Here is a 15,635-nt window from a genome sequence, read left to right as displayed (position 1 = left end):
TACACGACGCTCTTCCGATCTTAGCTCCCTAGCACATAGACGAACAACAGCATCATGGCAATGGGCATAATAGTAACGGTGATGATGGTATCCATARTGATCTCAATTGCCGTAATTATTTTAGTTGCACTCCTAATGGGTTTCCGTTCGCCGGCCGGAGTCTTTGAGTGGCTTGCCGTGGCGGGTATACTTGCGCTGTTTACGCTGGCACTTACGTGGATCGCTGCTATCGCCGGATTGTCGGCAAAAACAATAGATGGTGCGGCAGCAATTGCCTATCCAATTCACTTCTTACCATTAATCAGCTCCGCTTTTGTTCCTACTCAGAGTATGCCGGGACCAGTTCGCGCCTTTGCCGAAAATCAGCCGGTTACCTCTATAGTAGAGACTATCCGTGCTCTACTATTCAACCAGCCGGTAGGTAATGAGATATGGATTGCTCTTGCCTGGTGCATAGGAATTTTGTTTATGGCTTATGTTTTTGCGATGCGCGTGTATAAAAGAAAAGGGTAAAATCCTATTTGCTATCCGGCCCGTCAAGGAACCGCAGTGTTGTTGAAGTGAATGGAACCGAAGCATCATAAATTGGAACACGGTCGCCACCGGGAATAATCCACTATTCGGCATTGGGTATAGAGCGGAAAATGCTTACAAGGATTTTAACAGGAAAAAAGTTGTCATTATCACCGTGCAGCACTAGCGCACGCGCAGTAATGGTTGATAGACTTTGCGCAGTGGTAGCCATTACTGGCAGAGAAAAAAGGGCAAACTGTTTGGTTAGAAGCCGTGAGCGATAGCGTTTATCTTTCTAAAGAGTGAAGGGGGCTGTACTCTCCACTTTACTTTAGCAACACTTTCATCCCATTGGAATAGATTTTATCTCCAATTTCCAACTTCGTATAATCCTGATTCGTTGCCTTAAGCCCTTCTAACGGATAATAATATAGCTTACACGGGCTATCACTCTTAACCTGCTTAATGGTATAAGAAAACTCAACATCAGATAGGCCTTTGGTTTCAATCTTGTACCGGTATTCACCAGCCTTTGCATGAAAAACAGCTAGTTCAAGCATCCCAATCAACGGTGAACCTGGGATATTGACAATGCGCAAGTTCGTAAGTGGCGTAGCTGTTCCTTCCAACGTTATCTTCAAATCAGTCGCGGTAAGCCCTTCTTTAAGAATCAGGTTGTCTCCTGTCTGCTTATCGGCAAGGACAATCATAACCTTTAACGGTGGATTTTCATTCAGGATACCATCACAACGATCAGAGTTCTCCCCATTTTTTTTGCAACCTGGCAGCACGGAAAAAAGAACCAGTAGTAAAATCGAGTAGCGTAATATTTTCATAGGCACGAAGATATTTATTTGGTTTCAACATCGCAAATAGCCCAGAAATTATCCTCCAGACTAACACTAGGTCATCTCGACGATAGGAGCGATCACTTGGCTATACCAATTTGAAGCCACTCGCCTGGGCAAGAACTCTCTCTTTGCCTCGAAATGACGAGGTGGCAATATTGGATTTAGTATTTATAAGCCAATATACTAACCAAAATTACCTTATATTTGCTAATAAATTATTATCTGTTACCTAAAGGTTATCAGATAATATCAACATTGTTTCATGGAACAAACAGAAGAGCAACCTGTAAATAAAGAGTTTACCGAAGAATGTACCAAAGTACTCAACGCGGTATCAGACGCACTATATGCCGTAGGTGGCAAATGGAAGCTGATGATAATAATTGCAATGGCAAGGGGGAATAATAGATTTTCAGAGCTTCAGAGACAGGTCAAAGGTATTTCTGCCAGGGTGCTATCAAGTGAACTGAAGGAACTGGAAATGAACGGATTTATAATTAAAAAGATTGCTGTGGGTTACCCGGTAACTATCGAATATCAATTGCTTCCCTATAGTCATACACTTGAAAAGGTTGTTGCCGCAATGACCGAATGGGGCATTCAGCACCGGGAAAAAATTAAAAGTGAAAGGTCGTCTAAACCTTCAAAAGGTTAAATGCCACAGCTAGTATTTATTAAAGAATGGGGCTACAAGGCCCCATGCCCCAAAATAACCCTAATTGCTCAGTGGTCTTTCCTCTACCATTATAAAGTAGCCGATACGCTCCTTTATTAGCCATTTTCCATTTAGACACACATATTTGTCATCGTATTTAACACTATAATCAGTAATTACACTCTTGCCTTCAACCTCTCTTATCATCTTAAGTTCAGAAAATGAAACACCTGTAGCGGTATTTCCATCAATTTTTACTGTATGCTGCCCGTTCATGGTAAAATAGGTCTTTACCAACGATGCATGCCCGTTAAATTCTTTTTCCATGGATTCTGTTCCAGAAACATTTGCTGCTAAAAAGCCACCCATATAAACTTTGTATGTGGTATCTGGTGTAAATAAATCCATTACTTCCGAGATCTTTTTCTCATCACTTAAATAGGCGTAAGCATCTATTAAGTCCCTTAATTCTTCTTTGATTTTTAAAATTTCTAATGTCATGATTTTTAGTTTTATATGTAAAAGTTCTATTTTTTGCGAGTGCGATAATGCTGCTTCCGTTATGCCAGAAATGATGGGTCGAGCTGATAAGCGTCGAGTAATTGATAGGCCTTAAGATTTTTTTGATCAAGTCCCATCAGTAAATCCAAGGCAGAAAGGTCTGTTCCAATTGGACTGAACTGTATTCCCTTAAGCAGCGCGGTGTTGATGACAAGTCCAATTGCTAAACTCGTAGTCTTATCCACCCATTCCAGTAATTCCTTTTCACTGTCTATCATGTTGCTATAATTCGCAAGGAAATCAGACCTGAAAGGAGGGAGAATGGCCTGATACTCCTTAGATTTTCTTGCATAGTCAAGTAGAGCCTTATCATTAAAATCAGTCCTTTTAAGAACAAGCAACTGAAAAGGGGCAAACAAGGTCTTATCCATCTCAAGGCCAGAAAGTTCGTTGCGGTCAATGCGGATCATCGTAAATGGCCAGGCACCTGTTGAGGGCATAAGCGGAAAGATGTCCAGTATCGAAGAATCTATTATTTGTTCTAGTCCCATATTTAATGTCGTTTACAATTCGTTTAATTATTTATTCGTTTTTGATGCCAGCAAAATTATAGTATATTTGGTTACAAATTATTAGTAGTTACCTAAAGGTTATGAAGTAACAGGTGTACAATTGTAGCACAGAACGGAATAATGAATTCGGGTAGTTGATTTGAATTTCTTAACTTTGTACCATGGGTGCAAAAATCGAACGTCCGGTATCAGAATTCAATAGCGAACTAAAACTGAAAGGCTTTAATGTTTGGCAACTTGAGGCAGATAGTCATGCTACACGAATCTATAACCGCAAGGACTTCTATAAAATCTGTCTGACTACGGGAAAAAGCATTGTCCATTATGCTGACAGGAGCTTTGAACATGAAGGTACAATCCTGTTCTTTGGCAATCCGCACGTTCCATATTCATGGGAAACGCTTTCTACAACCTATGTGGGTTATACAGTGCTTTTTTCGGAAGATTTTTTTAGCGCTTCGGAACGGAGCGAGAGCTTACAACATTCTCCCTTGTTCAAAATAGGAGGTACACCGATAATAAAGATAGATGAAGGTAAGAGAGGTTTTTTGAACTCCATATTCCTTCAAATGATCGAGGAACAAAAGAGCGATTATGCTTATAAAGATGATCTGATCAGAAATTATATTAATCTGATTATCCATGAAGCACTAAAGATACAGCCGTCTGCCGACTTCGACCAGCACAAGAATGCCGCAGGTCGTTTAACCTCTGTGTTCTTTGAGCTGCTGGAAAGGCAATTTCCAGTCGAAACCACTGATAGGCCGCTACAGTTCAAAACGGCACAAGATTATGCTCTTGCCCTAAACGTACATGCCAACTACCTAAATAGGGCTGTTAAGGAAATTACAGGTAAACCAACCACCGCTCATATTACTGAACGCATTATCTCAGAAGCAAAAGCCTTGCTACAGCACACAGCATGGAACATTTCCGAAATTGCCTATGCACTGGGTTTCGAATACCCAACCTATTTCAACAACTTCTTTAAAAAGGTGACTGGAACCAATCCAACTGCCTTTCGCGAAGCACTGGTTTGAAATTCTTAAGTATCGGTTTGATAATCTTTAACCACAAGGGTAGCAGTTACCGAACTTTGTGGCATGAAAGATATCTTCCACAGACTAAGGAACGGCGAGCTTGTCCGTTTGCATGATCCAGAATTTTACAAGGTAGATGAAGTAGTTAACCGTACACTAGCGCTAGCTCCCGGACTCAACAACTCGACAAGTAATGACGAAGCCAGGGAGAAGCTGAGTGAGATTATTGGTTATCCATTAGATAAGAGCACAACTGTGTTTGTTCCATTCCACACGAACTTTGGCAAATCCATCAAGATAGGCCGTCAAGTTTTTATCAATCATGCCTGTTCTTTTTTAGATATGGGCGGTATTACGCTCGAAGACCATGTGCTCATCGGTCCCAGAGTAAACCTTGTAACGGAAAACCATCCTTTATCGCCAAGCGAAAGGCGTGGAATGTCCTGCCAACCCATCCTAATTAAACAAAATGCATGGATCGGTGCTGGAGCAATTATACTTCCAGGAGTAACCATCGGTGAGAATTCGATTGTTGCTGCAGGTGCTGTAGTTTCAAAAGATGTTCCAGCTAATACCATAGTAGGTGGCGTTCCTGCAAAAATCCTTAAAGAAATAGATATAATTTAATGAAATAAATAACAATAAATGACAATGAAAAATTTAACACTAACAATGGTCGCAATGCTGGTAGCTATTACTCAGTTAACCGCACAAACCGCGGAAAAAAGATCATCTAATAAAAATTTAAAGAAAATGAATACTACAGAACAATCAGAACATTATACATTCAAATTAAGCGATAAGGTTACACGCCAAAAAGTTACTTTTAAAAACCGTTATGGAATTATGTTATCTGGCGATCTATATCTGCCTAAAAACCATGCTAACGAAAATTTAGCTGCACTTGCCATTAGTGGACCATTTGGTGCAGTTAAACAGCAATCTTCAGGTATATATGCCAATATAATGGCTGAACGTGGCTTTGCTGCAATCGCATTCGACCCATCTTATACCGGCGAGAGTGGTGGCGAACCAAGAAACGTAGCCTCACCGGATATTAATACCGAAGATTTCAGCGCAGCAGTTGACTATCTTGGATTACAGCCATTTATTGACAGGAATAAAATAGGAATTATTGGAATCTGTGGTTTTGGCGGGATGGCACTAAATGCGGTGGCTGTTGATAAACGCGTGAAGGCTGTGGCCACAACTAGTATGTATGACATGACCAGAGTAATGTCGAAAGGTTATAATGACTTGATGACTATTGAACAACGTACCCAAATGCTTGAGAAGATTAGCCAACAACGTTGGAAAGATGCCGAAAATGGAGGCCCGGCAGATGGACCTCGTAATTTGCCTGAGAAATTGAAGGGAGATGAGCCTCAGTTCGTTGTAGATTATTTTAACTACTATCGTACCCCACGTGGCTTTCATCCTAATTCGGTCAATTCAAACGGCGCATGGCTTGTCACAAATCCATTATCATTTATGAACATGCCATTGTTATCTTACATTAAAGAGATCTCTCCGCGACCAATTCTGTTGATAGCAGGAGCTAATGCACATTCACGCTATTTCAGTGAGGACATATATAAGATGGCTGCAGAGCCTAAGGAACTAGTGATCATTCCAAATGCAGTTCATGTTGATTTATATGATAAAGTTGGTGTTATCCCTTTTGATAAGCTCGAATTGTTTTTTAAAACACACCTAAAATAGCGTTATGAAACATTCATTTTTAATCTCTGCCTTACTGATGCTGGTGATTAGATGCAGTGCATCATCATTTGACAAAAGCAAAAGCAATATTAATCCTGATCTTGTTGACACTACAAAAATGGCAAACAATAAAATCAAATTAACCATCGGCTCAAGAGCTTTTACAGTCACAATAGCTGACAATAGTGCTAGGAAAGCCTTTGAGGATATGCTCCCTTTGACCATTAATATGGCGGAGTTAAACGGGAATGAAAAGTACTTCGACCTTCCAAAAAGTCTGCCAGCAAATTCTTCAAATCCGGGAACGATACAGAACGGAGATTTAATGCTGTATGGTTCTCGTACTTTGGTGCTTTTCTACAAAAGTTTTTCAACTTCATATAGTTATACTAGACTTGGCCGTGTAGATAATATTTCTGGATTAGCTGAGGCATTGGGTTCGGGCAGCATTACGGTAAAATATAGACTGGATTAATGCCCAGGCACTAACCGTAACCTCAACAAATGCCATAGGCTGTACAGCGGCCAGGGCAAAAAACAAAACGAGTAAATAACCAAATTTGTGCTGCCCGGGCTTTGTGAAATCGGTGGTGTTTACCTTATCTGGTTAGGGTTGAAAGAAGGAAAACCCTTGTGGAATGGACTTGTTGGAGCGCTGATATTTGTTACTTTAATAATTGCGCTGCCAATTCCAAAATGCATCTGCAAACTTATCCTGTGCTGAGTCTATAATTTCTTCGAAGCGTTCCAATTTTTGATTCCAAGGTTCCATTCACCTCAACAGCTTGCAATTCCTTAATGAGCCAGACAATAAGTGGCAGGTAACAAGATATTTAACGCGATTCTATTTGATCTATCATGGCCTTCTTTATAGCAGCCAAAGCATGCTCCCTTGCCTGAGCAAAAGATATACTGTACATGCGTTCAATCGAACGTAAATTTTTGGGGAAACGCGACAATAGATTATCATAATAATCATCCAGAAGTTCTGGTGAGGGTTTCCGGATGGTAACACTAAGGTCAAAACAGCGGAGCAATGATGGTTCAATAAATTCACTATAATCTGTAGCACAGATCAGTAATGCGTTATCCGGATAATAATCAATCAGATGAATCATTGTGTTCACTAATAGGCCCATATTATCCTCATCTTTTATATCAGTACTTCTTACTTTACTTACCTCATCAAACTCGTCAATAAATAATACTGCTTTTTCTTTAGCTGCAATATTAAAAACAGTTTTAATGTTGTGTGTGATGTCATTAATAGAACCAGAGATAATATTATTTAAATTTAATACAATTAAATTTTTATCCAAGCCAGATGCGATGGCCTTAACTGTGAAAGTTTTGCCACACCCTGGGCTTACATTCAGCAATATTTTGTTGTCAATCGGTAAACCATATTCGTTTAACTCTTTAAAATAACGATGTTCACGTATTAACCGCGTAATTATTTGCTTATTCGTTTCGTCCACAAAAAGGTCGTTCAGCAACACCTTTTCGCTATCGTTAATAAAATAATTATATGTATACATTCTCCATCTAGTTGAAAGCGTGCAGTATTAAGTCCCATCAAGGTGAAGACCTCCATTTCCTATATACTTACTTATTACAAAAATGGAGCCATATACAGATTCTCAGGAATTTACATTAAAATAATCCCCAAATACACCCCACATTTCTAATTCTTAAAATAAATACAGCCGAAGGAATATATTATTGCGCCTATAATACCATTTTCCCTTATAATTGCAAGAAAAATTAGGGAATTATGGATTTTTACGGATACATCAACACTGTTCAACTAGATTTGTCATAGGGTTCACCCACAGATTATCCTTTTAACATTCCAACCCTAAAACATTTTAAAAAAATAGTATNSTCANSCRWRRGTGACCTATTTAATTGGCGAAAATGGAATGGGTAAATCAACTTTACTGTAGTCAATAACGGTTAATTTAGGCTTTAATGCCGAAGGTGGTAGTAATTTCAATTTTGATACACAAGCTACCCACGCTGACTTACATAATTATTTAAAAATTTCTATGGGTGTTCAAAGAATGCGAGATGGCGTCTTTTTAAGAAGTGAGAGTTTCTAAAATCTGGCTTTTGAGATTGACATGAGGGATTCCGAACCCGGGCTAGGAGGACACATCATCGATTCTTTTGGAGGCAAGTCCTTTCATAGGCAATCTCATGGAGAGTCATTCTGGGCGCTTTTCATGAATCGTTTTGGAGGGTCAGGGTTTATATTCTGGATGAACCAGAGTCTGTGTTGTCCATTTACCCGCCGATGGCGATGTTGGCACGAATAGACAAGTTGGCTAATAAACGTTCTCAATTCATTATTGCCACACACTCACCAATTATATTAGCTTATCCTGACGCCACTATTTATCAGATGACACCAGAGGGAATAATTAAAGTGAAGTACAATGAGTCGGATACTTATCAATTATACAAGGGATTTATAGATGACCCTAAGCAAATGACATCGATCTTATTCGACAATCAGTAATATTTACTTCGCCTATACTCATTTGGCGTCATTCCTGTTCTCTGTTTGAACAGGCGTGTAAAGTGCTGTTGGTATTTAAACCCTAATTCATCTGCAATATTATTTATGGATTTAAACGGATCAAATATTTTAATCTTGGCTTCGTCTATTAATTTCGATTGAATGTAATCCAATGCAGTATTTCCGGTTTCTTTCTTTATTAAATCCCCAAAATAATTTGGCGATAAATGCAATTGTTCTGCGCACCAGGCTACCGTGGGCAAGCCTAAATTTTGTGTCAAATCGGATTTGAAGTAACCATTTAATAGGTTTTCAAATCGCACCAAAAAATCATTATTGACATTGGTACGGGTTAGGAATTGACGATCATAAAAACGCATACAGTAATTGAGAAAAAGTTCAATATTCGACACAATTAATGTTTTACTATGCTTGTCGATATTCAAATCAATTTCTGCTGAGATCTTATCAAAACAATCATTAATGGTTGCTCTTTCTTTTTTCGACAAATGAAGAGCTTCGTTCACCTCATAAGAAAAAAAAGAATAATCCTTTATATGTTTCCCCAGATGGGTCCCAACAATCAACTCAGGATGAAATACTAAAGCCCTTCCTGAAGGCTTAATAATTTCTCCATTGCTGTCAATACCATATACCTGACCCGGCGATATAAATACAAGTGTTCCATCTTCGTAATCATAGGGTTGACAACCATAACGCATATCTCCGCACTTTATATACTTTAAGAAAACAGCATAAACTCCCATATACCGTCTGAAATATTGATAAGTAGGGATCTCATCAAAATTAACTACGCTTACCAAGGGATGCAATGTGTCTACACCCATAGATTCGTTATACTGCCTTACGGTATTAATCCTTTCAACGTCCTTCATAGTATAAAACTTGCAGATACAAATTTAATAAACCAATCCTGATACACAGCCGCTTTGCTGCATTATTAGTAAAAGTGGTAAATAAAACCGTATTTTGTATAAGACCCCCAGAGCTTCAACTGTCGAGATTTGTATTAGAAATAATCAGGAGAATAGTCCTCTTTAAGCATTTATTTATGAACACCTATTTTAAACAATAAACTATGTCTAAAAAAAGATTATTTATTGGTTGCTTTTTTTTTGTAATGATAATCAATGTAAACACAATGAACGCACAAAATAAATCGGATACAAATACCGTCTTAAACCCTTCGCAACAAAGTATTGTAAACATTTCTGCACTTATGGCTACAGGAGATTTGGAGAAACTAAAACTTCAGCTAAACACAGGACTGGATGTTGGGTTAACTATTAATGAAATAAAAGAAGTTTTAACACAACTATATGCTTACTGTGGTTTCCCCAGGAGCCTGAATGCAATAGGCCTTTTTATGAGTGTTCTGGAAGAAAGAAAATCCAAAGGCATTCGTGATCAGCAGGGAAGGAATATAGTTACACCTGACAGTACAATCGATAAATACGAGCAAGGCAGAAAAATTTTAGAGATATTGACCAAAACAACACAAGTAAAACCTGCACCTGGTTTTGGGGAATTCGCACCTCGTATCGATGCTTTCTTAAAAGAGCATTTATTTGCAGACATTTTTAATAGCGATATACTTACTTACCAGCAACGGGAATTGGCAACCATTTCGGCATTAACTGCAATGATGGGGGTAGAATCACAGTTGAGGGCACACATCGGCATGGGAAAAAACACTGGGATTACTGATAGTCAAATGCTGCAAATTGCGGTTTTAATTGAGCAATGTGTTAGTAAGACTCAATCCAATACATTGCGTATGCTACTATCGCAACCTACAGTTTCAGCTGTCGAACCAGATATGTTGGTACGTATTTYWGMRMWTGAAATTCTGCCAGAAKACCNGCAACAATACAGTGCCATTTTAAAAGAAGAAGCAGCCGCGTCTGTTAAATTAGAACCCGGAGTGATTGCTATTTTCCCAATGTATGCGCAGAAAAACCCAACACAAATAAGAATTATAGAGATTTATGCTAGTAAGGCATCCTATCAATCGCATTTAAAGACGCCTCATTTTCAGCACTATAAAACCAATACCCTTAAAATGGTTAAATCATTAGCGTTGATAGACATGACCAGCCTTGACAAAGAAACAATGTTGGAGATTTTTAAGAAATTGAATTAAAATATGTTGCGATCTAGTTTTTAATATGGTCTTATTTTCTAATTAGCGGAATCTGTAAATTGGTTGGCCTGTTTTCTTCAGTGTCAAACCGTGCCCGTCAATGTTTGTTGCTCCCCAGAACATCATGCGCTCGTAGATGTAAATAAGATCGTATTGTTTGGGGCTGGCTCAACGAATGTTTAAAGAACTTTTACGTCAGGAACCGAATCGAGAAGGAATATTATTTATTCGAAGCGATAATGAGGTATCTTTGCGAGCGCACGAAAAAATGGAAACTCATAAAGTTAGTAGTTTCAATTTTAACAATGCGGACTTCGATATATTTGCTTATTTGTTTACATCAACAGAAGATTAGCCTACACATCTGGTTTAACGGTTGTAGATGATTTAGGTTGTCATTTCGACGATAGGAGAGATCCCCTTGACAATGGAATTAAATATCTGCCTTCTAACAGCTCCTCAAACATTTCAAAAAGTGCAGTATATTTAAAAATGTCTCTCAATCAACCAATCATGAAAATCATACCATTGCTTTCATGTTTTATAATGTTGTCTATTGGACTGAAAGGTCAGACTAGTAACGGTGTTTATTCTGATGCTTTGAAATATATCCTAGAAAATAAAAGTTTTATAGAATGGGATAAGAAAACAGATGTCAACATCTATTTATCGGAAGAAGTCATCTGTTTCAAGATGGCTTCTGTCTTACCGGATTTAATATTCAAAAATTATATCAAGGGATTTTCTATGTTCCATATATCTAGTTATCAGCAGCCTATTGTTAATCGCGTAACAGATTCCTTGCATGGAGAAGATAAAAGACTGAATGTTGATTATATCAACACAACACAACTCGGACGTATAGTAGGTCAGCTATAGGTGCACCAGATTTTATTCTGTTTTTTACTGACATACAATCAAATCGATTATATGCGGAGGTTCTGCCCTTTAGTGAAAAGATCTTCAAAGACAAAAAAAAAAGGAAACTGTTGTTTATGGAAAAGCATATTCATTTTTATTTCTGTTAAATGCTGCAGGAAAGATAGCGGGGGTATATAATGCGACTGTTAATTATAACCAATTGAATGTGAAGCTTTTTTTTATGAATAAGATTGGTCAATTATCTATTCTTCCTACTTTTTCGTACTTATAAACTTGCATTTTTCCACTGGCTTTGTAGATGCTATCCTGTTGTTTATCCTTGCGGTATTCGGTCAGAATAACATAATCTGAAGTTACCAGAATCGCCATCCTATTTTCTCCAATTTTTCCATCTCTTGAATAAAACAGGGCAGGTTCCTCCTTTATCACTGGCGCCCTATACAAATGTCTTTTCCACTTATAAAGGTTAGTGTCGTCATCGCTGAATTTATTTTTTTTACAGCCCAATGCTACAATTAGTAGCAACACAATCAATAAGTTCTTTGCCATAGTATATTGGTTTCCCCAATATACAAAAAGTTGGCGTCAACTTTACAATGAATTCACATCTATGCATCTACCGATATAATCTTCAGTCGTACTACATATATCATTATCTTTAATTATGGCTGTAACAGACAGAATCGAATTAAGTGCAAAATTCAAGAATTTGAAAATTTTAATATATGCGGAGCTATATATTTAGCGGCGTGGCTGTTTGTGGTATTATCAGCCGAAACTTTCAGAAGCGATTACATCAAAACCTTAACGATGGGTACGATATTCTGGTCTTTGCTAGGTAAATTATGGTCAAAAGATGCTGGATTATTTATTGAATGGCGGGCAGACCAGGTTGAATATAAAACCCATAATGGATCTGGTCTTATTGATATCAAGATGGTAAAACATATTGATTTCGGGCTGGATGAGATCAAGGCATATTTGGAAAAAGATGAAGTGCAGGTGATCAATATCGAACGTTTTTCAGATTATGATACCAGATTGAAAATTAAAGAGCATTTCTTTCAGCTCCAAAAAGAATTGAAAACTGCTTAAATCTATCGATAGGAAAAGAATTTCTTATCCATCAAATCCATAAATCACCATTGGAGAGGTAAAACCAAGATTTTATTTACAAAGTTTACATTTTTATTTACAATCCAAATTCGTCGCGCCGTAAAATATCAAAGTAGATTCGCTGAATCAATTCTAATAGGATTAATAAATAAAAAGGTATGAAATACATACACGTCTATGCTTTGTTCGTAATGTCTGTTTTTCTCTCTTCCTGTGGACAAAACCAAACAAACGCACCAAAAGATAATATCAAACCCGAAATTAAAGACATAGGACCTAACATAATGGTTCGTAATATAAAAAAAGGCAGAAATGGCGCCATTTTAATTGCTGGCCCTAACAATTCATCATTTGGTGATGTTTTTCGATACGATGGAAAATCTTTTACTAATTTTACAAGTAAAATAGGCTCGCACCGATTCTGGGATGTCCTTGAAGATAGAAAAGGAAATATTTGGTTCACTTCTACTGATTCAGGCGTTTATTATTACAACGGGAAATCCATTCAACATTTCACTACCACAGAGGGACTTGCCAATAATCGGGTTATGTCTGTTTATGAAGATAAAGCCGGCATTATTTGGTTCGGCACTGGAGGTGGAATAAGCCGTTACGATGGGAAGTCTTTTCGAAATTTTAAAACTCCGGGCCCCTCGCGTGTTTATAAGGGAGGAAATTGGAACAATGATATTACTACAATCATTGAAGATAAAACCGGGAAATTATGGGTTGGCACAAGGGGCGATGCTTTTGTTTATGACGGGAAAACATTTAACCCGTTAATCCACAAGGGCAAAACTTTTACAAATGTTTGGAGTATAATCGAAGATAGAAAAGGCAATATTTGGCTTGGTGACGTGACCAATGGCCTTTGGCGCTATGACGGCAGTACCTTTACTAATGTATCGGAGAGAGGTGCTTATGCTATAATCGAAGATAAAGAAGGAAACATCTGGACTACTGGTCCGGTAAATACTGCTCATGTGGCGGTCTGGGCACTGTCCCGTTATGATGCAAAGTCCTTGTATAGTAAGGAGCCCACGGTAACCGAAATTATGTTAGGAGACGCTTTTTTCGGGCTATTGGAAGCTAACGATGGAAGTATTTGGTTTGGATCTGCGACCGGAGTGTATCGTTATAATGGAAAGACCATCACGGACTTTTATAATAAAGAGGGTCAGAAAAAATATAGCATAGATACGAAGCAAAGTGCTGTCGTATGGAAAGGTTCTATGCTGTTTGGTGCATGGGAAGGTACTGAGTTAATTAGTGATGGTTCCGCTGCAGGGGAAGTCGATATATTAAAAGGAGAATTGCTGATCGAAAACGGTCATCTAGCAGGCGGTACTGTTGAAGTTGGTATGAATACTATTGAACGAAAATATCATGATCCGGGTCCGCACAATATATTTCCTGATTTTTTTGATGTCAAAAAATTCCCTGTTTCTACATTCGTAATTACGAAGGTTGAAACATTGAATGATGGAAAAACTGAAGGGAGGAACGGGAACATGACCATTGAAGGTGTGGCAACTATAAAAGTTACTGGGAACCTGACCATTGAGGGGATCACGAAGACAGTTACGTTTCCAACCAATATGCTTTTTAAGGACGGAATGGACGGAACTGTTGTGGTAAATGGCACGCTGATCATTGATCGAACAGATTGGGGTATTGATTCTGGATCAGAAAAGCACTTTGATAAGTCTGGTGATGGAACTATTTCGGACGACGTTAAACTCTTTATAAAAATCGTAGCAAAAAAATAACGCCTGAATCCTTAAAAGACTTTATCTAAATTCAGAAACTTCCCTCGAGATGACTGGAAGGGTATTGGTAGTTGTGCTAATCCTTAAATATTCGTTCTATTATGTAACAAGGTACCTTGTTATGCATCATAGTGTAAAAGTTAAATGATGAAAAAAAAGAACTTAACATTATCTGCAACTATTGTGCTTTGTTTGGTTTCTATAACATGCTGGTCACAAACAGAGAAATTAATTACCGATAACCCACTGAAAGACAAGCTGGATGTGGCTGTCCAGGTGGCAGCAGCAGATTACATGGCTAATCCAGGAACAGTTGGTCTTTCAATTGCCATTTATCGAGAGGGGCACAGTTTAATCTACAACTACGGTGAATCAATAAAAGGCAGTGGCCAACTTATTAAGGCGAATCAGTTGTTTAATTTAGGCTCTGTAGCCAAGACATATATTGGAATTATGCTTGCTGAAGCTGTAATAGAAAAGAAAGCAAGTTTAGAAGACGACATCCGTAAATATCTACCGGGAGAGTATCCAAATTTGCAATACGATGGCCACCCTGTAAGGTTGATTGACATAGCTAATCATACTTCTGCGCTCCCGAAGTCATCCCGAAATTTTTCGGCAAAAACTATGGATAGTATAAAGAATATCAGCCTTCCTAAACAGATTGATTTTTTTGCAAAATATAGTCAAGATACTTTAATGAAGGATATGCATCATTTCAAGCTTGACACCATACCAGGAGCTAAATATGAATATAACGGCAACGCTATGACAATCCTTATTCTTTTACTTGAACGCATTTACCATCAGCCCTATGAGCAGCTGGTCACAAAATATTTAAAAAATCATCTTGGGCTCTATGACACAAGGACAAAAATCCCTGTGAATCAATTAAGCCGTTTTATTCAAGGATATAAAGATGCATCACGTCCTGTACAGTGGTATGATCTTACGGTTAACAAAACTAACGAAATTAACACCAACCTTTTTTACCCTGGAGGGCCAAGTATGAATTCAACAATGTCGGATATGCTAAAATACGTAATAGCTAATGTCAAAGAAACTGATCCCGCTATTAAGCTATCGCATAAGGTCACTTTTCGCCAATCAGATAGTACAGCAATAGGATTAAGTTGGATGATTGAAAATAATAAAGGGAAACGCACACTTTATCATAGCGGCCGTACAGGTATCGGATTTAGTACTCTTTGTTTGGCCTATCCCGAAGACAAAATAGGGATAATGATACTTGTTAATGACAACCTTAGTCAGGACAACGTATCAATATTAGGTGATAAGATTAAATTAGCGCTATCAAACTGATAACAC

19 protein-coding genes are annotated in these 15,635 nt (G+C 38.1%); 13 read left to right on the top strand and 6 right to left on the bottom strand.

Going from position 1 to position 15,635, the window contains the following annotated elements; all coding sequences use genetic code 11:
- The first annotated feature begins 54 nt into the window (after positions 1–54).
- Positions 55–513 carry an ABC transporter permease gene (locus tag N824_RS14060; RefSeq protein ID WP_084498318.1) on the top strand — a complete coding sequence of 153 codons (459 nt, stop codon included), beginning with the start codon at positions 55–57 and terminating at the stop codon, positions 511–513.
- Between the two features lie 326 nt (positions 514–839).
- Here the strand turns inward: N824_RS14060 and N824_RS14055 are convergent, their stop codons facing one another.
- Complete coding sequence (locus N824_RS14055; RefSeq protein WP_048905754.1) at positions 840–1,349, bottom strand: hypothetical protein; 510 nt, start codon at positions 1,347–1,349, stop codon at positions 840–842.
- 277 nt (positions 1,350–1,626) lie between these two features.
- Between N824_RS14055 and N824_RS14050 the strand changes: the two genes are divergently transcribed.
- Positions 1,627–2,019, top strand: coding sequence for a helix-turn-helix domain-containing protein (locus N824_RS14050; RefSeq protein ID WP_048905753.1), 393 nt, complete (start codon positions 1,627–1,629; stop codon positions 2,017–2,019).
- Between the two features lie 60 nt (positions 2,020–2,079).
- Here N824_RS14050 and N824_RS14045 read toward each other — a convergent pair whose 3' ends face one another.
- On the bottom strand, positions 2,080–2,520 hold the full coding sequence (locus tag N824_RS14045; protein WP_048905752.1) for a nuclear transport factor 2 family protein: 441 nt from the start codon (positions 2,518–2,520) through the stop codon (positions 2,080–2,082).
- 59 nt (positions 2,521–2,579) lie between these two features.
- Entirely contained in the window at positions 2,580–3,071 is a 492-nt protein-coding gene (locus N824_RS14040; RefSeq protein WP_048905751.1) for a hypothetical protein, read from the bottom strand.
- A 182-nt stretch (positions 3,072–3,253) separates the two neighbouring features.
- Here N824_RS14040 and N824_RS14035 point away from each other — a divergent pair, with 182 nt between their 5' ends.
- The 5 genes from N824_RS14035 (at position 3,254) to N824_RS35560 (ending at position 6,578) form a co-directional block, all read left to right on the top strand.
- Positions 3,254–4,132: an AraC family transcriptional regulator gene (locus N824_RS14035; RefSeq protein WP_048905750.1), complete on the top strand. Its 879-nt coding sequence runs from the start codon at positions 3,254–3,256 to the stop codon at positions 4,130–4,132.
- Positions 4,133–4,240: 108 nt separating this feature from the next.
- Entirely contained in the window at positions 4,241–4,759 is a 519-nt protein-coding gene (locus N824_RS14030; protein WP_235207122.1) for a DapH/DapD/GlmU-related protein, read from the top strand.
- A gap of 24 nt (positions 4,760–4,783) precedes the next feature.
- Positions 4,784–5,854 (top strand): alpha/beta hydrolase, encoded by a 1,071-nt coding sequence (locus N824_RS14025; protein WP_048905748.1) that lies wholly within the window; start codon positions 4,784–4,786, stop codon positions 5,852–5,854.
- A 4-nt stretch (positions 5,855–5,858) separates the two neighbouring features.
- Complete coding sequence (locus tag N824_RS14020; RefSeq protein WP_048905747.1) at positions 5,859–6,329, top strand: cyclophilin-like fold protein; 471 nt, start codon at positions 5,859–5,861, stop codon at positions 6,327–6,329.
- 87 nt (positions 6,330–6,416) lie between these two features.
- Positions 6,417–6,578, top strand: coding sequence for a hypothetical protein (locus N824_RS35560; protein WP_373419285.1), 162 nt, complete (start codon positions 6,417–6,419; stop codon positions 6,576–6,578).
- Positions 6,579–6,687: 109 nt separating this feature from the next.
- Here N824_RS35560 and N824_RS14015 read toward each other — a convergent pair whose 3' ends face one another.
- Entirely contained in the window at positions 6,688–7,392 is a 705-nt protein-coding gene (locus tag N824_RS14015) for an ATP-binding protein (RefSeq protein WP_048905746.1), read from the bottom strand.
- 764 nt (positions 7,393–8,156) lie between these two features.
- Here N824_RS14015 and N824_RS30285 point away from each other — a divergent pair.
- Positions 8,157–8,375, top strand: coding sequence for a hypothetical protein (locus N824_RS30285; RefSeq protein ID WP_152542277.1), 219 nt, complete (start codon positions 8,157–8,159; stop codon positions 8,373–8,375).
- Here the strand turns inward: N824_RS30285 and N824_RS14005 are convergent.
- Positions 8,369–9,271 carry an AraC family transcriptional regulator gene (locus N824_RS14005; RefSeq protein ID WP_048905745.1) on the bottom strand — a complete coding sequence of 301 codons (903 nt, stop codon included), beginning with the start codon at positions 9,269–9,271 and terminating at the stop codon, positions 8,369–8,371. The two genes, N824_RS30285 and N824_RS14005, sit on opposite strands and share 7 nt — an antisense overlap.
- Positions 9,272–9,537: 266 nt before the next feature.
- Between N824_RS14005 and N824_RS29135 the strand changes: the two genes are divergently transcribed.
- Together N824_RS29135 and N824_RS13990 are read left to right on the top strand one after the other, a co-directional pair.
- Positions 9,538–10,539, top strand: a complete 1,002-nt coding sequence (locus N824_RS29135; RefSeq protein WP_200869880.1) for a carboxymuconolactone decarboxylase family protein — start codon at positions 9,538–9,540, stop codon at positions 10,537–10,539.
- A gap of 513 nt (positions 10,540–11,052) precedes the next feature.
- Positions 11,053–11,418: a hypothetical protein gene (locus N824_RS13990; protein ID WP_152542275.1), complete on the top strand. Its 366-nt coding sequence runs from the start codon at positions 11,053–11,055 to the stop codon at positions 11,416–11,418.
- 237 nt (positions 11,419–11,655) lie between these two features.
- Here N824_RS13990 and N824_RS13985 read toward each other — a convergent pair whose 3' ends face one another.
- The gene (locus tag N824_RS13985; protein WP_048905743.1) at positions 11,656–11,970 is read right to left on the bottom strand and encodes a hypothetical protein; all 315 of its coding nucleotides are present in this window, start codon (positions 11,968–11,970) and stop codon (positions 11,656–11,658) included.
- Between the two features lie 261 nt (positions 11,971–12,231).
- On the opposite strand from N824_RS13985, the gene N824_RS13980 reads away from it, so the two are divergent.
- The 3 genes from N824_RS13980 (at position 12,232) to N824_RS13970 (ending at position 15,629) form a co-directional block, all read left to right on the top strand.
- A complete protein-coding gene (locus tag N824_RS13980; protein WP_152542273.1) occupies positions 12,232–12,516 on the top strand; it encodes a hypothetical protein in 285 nt (94 codons plus the stop codon).
- Positions 12,517–12,695: 179 nt separating this feature from the next.
- Complete coding sequence (locus N824_RS13975; RefSeq protein WP_048905741.1) at positions 12,696–14,306, top strand: two-component regulator propeller domain-containing protein; 1,611 nt, start codon at positions 12,696–12,698, stop codon at positions 14,304–14,306.
- Between the two features lie 144 nt (positions 14,307–14,450).
- Entirely contained in the window at positions 14,451–15,629 is a 1,179-nt protein-coding gene (locus N824_RS13970) for a serine hydrolase (protein ID WP_084498315.1), read from the top strand.
- Positions 15,630–15,635: the final 6 nt, after the last annotated feature.

The organism is Pedobacter sp. V48, assembly GCF_000523515.1.
Classification (GTDB): domain Bacteria; phylum Bacteroidota; class Bacteroidia; order Sphingobacteriales; family Sphingobacteriaceae; genus Pedobacter.
The sequence above is the reverse complement of the archived record's forward strand: the minus strand, read 5'-3'. Positions and strand labels throughout refer to the sequence as shown.

Excerpts from the sequence above, each read along its gene's own strand:
- N824_RS14020 (WP_048905747.1), top strand. The coding sequence starts at position 5,859 with ATGAAACATTCATTTTTAATCTCTGCCTTACTGATGCTGGTGATTAGA.
- N824_RS14055 (WP_048905754.1), bottom strand. The coding sequence starts at position 1,349 with ATGAAAATATTACGCTACTCGATTTTACTACTGGTTCTTTTTTCCGTG.
- N824_RS13990 (WP_152542275.1), top strand. The coding sequence starts at position 11,053 with ATGAAAATCATACCATTGCTTTCATGTTTTATAATGTTGTCTATTGGA.
- N824_RS14025 (WP_048905748.1), top strand. The coding sequence starts at position 4,784 with ATGAAAAATTTAACACTAACAATGGTCGCAATGCTGGTAGCTATTACT.
- N824_RS30285 (WP_152542277.1), top strand. The coding sequence starts at position 8,157 with ATGTTGGCACGAATAGACAAGTTGGCTAATAAACGTTCTCAATTCATT.
- N824_RS14005 (WP_048905745.1), bottom strand. The coding sequence starts at position 9,271 with ATGAAGGACGTTGAAAGGATTAATACCGTAAGGCAGTATAACGAATCT.
- N824_RS14040 (WP_048905751.1), bottom strand. The coding sequence starts at position 3,071 with ATGGGACTAGAACAAATAATAGATTCTTCGATACTGGACATCTTTCCG.
- N824_RS13980 (WP_152542273.1), top strand. The coding sequence starts at position 12,232 with ATGGGTACGATATTCTGGTCTTTGCTAGGTAAATTATGGTCAAAAGAT.
- N824_RS14050 (WP_048905753.1), top strand. The coding sequence starts at position 1,627 with ATGGAACAAACAGAAGAGCAACCTGTAAATAAAGAGTTTACCGAAGAA.
- N824_RS13970 (WP_084498315.1), top strand. The coding sequence starts at position 14,451 with ATGATGAAAAAAAAGAACTTAACATTATCTGCAACTATTGTGCTTTGT.
- N824_RS14035 (WP_048905750.1), top strand. The coding sequence starts at position 3,254 with ATGGGTGCAAAAATCGAACGTCCGGTATCAGAATTCAATAGCGAACTA.
- N824_RS14045 (WP_048905752.1), bottom strand. The coding sequence starts at position 2,520 with ATGACATTAGAAATTTTAAAAATCAAAGAAGAATTAAGGGACTTAATA.
- N824_RS13985 (WP_048905743.1), bottom strand. The coding sequence starts at position 11,970 with ATGGCAAAGAACTTATTGATTGTGTTGCTACTAATTGTAGCATTGGGC.
- N824_RS13975 (WP_048905741.1), top strand. The coding sequence starts at position 12,696 with ATGAAATACATACACGTCTATGCTTTGTTCGTAATGTCTGTTTTTCTC.
- N824_RS14015 (WP_048905746.1), bottom strand. The coding sequence starts at position 7,392 with ATGTATACATATAATTATTTTATTAACGATAGCGAAAAGGTGTTGCTG.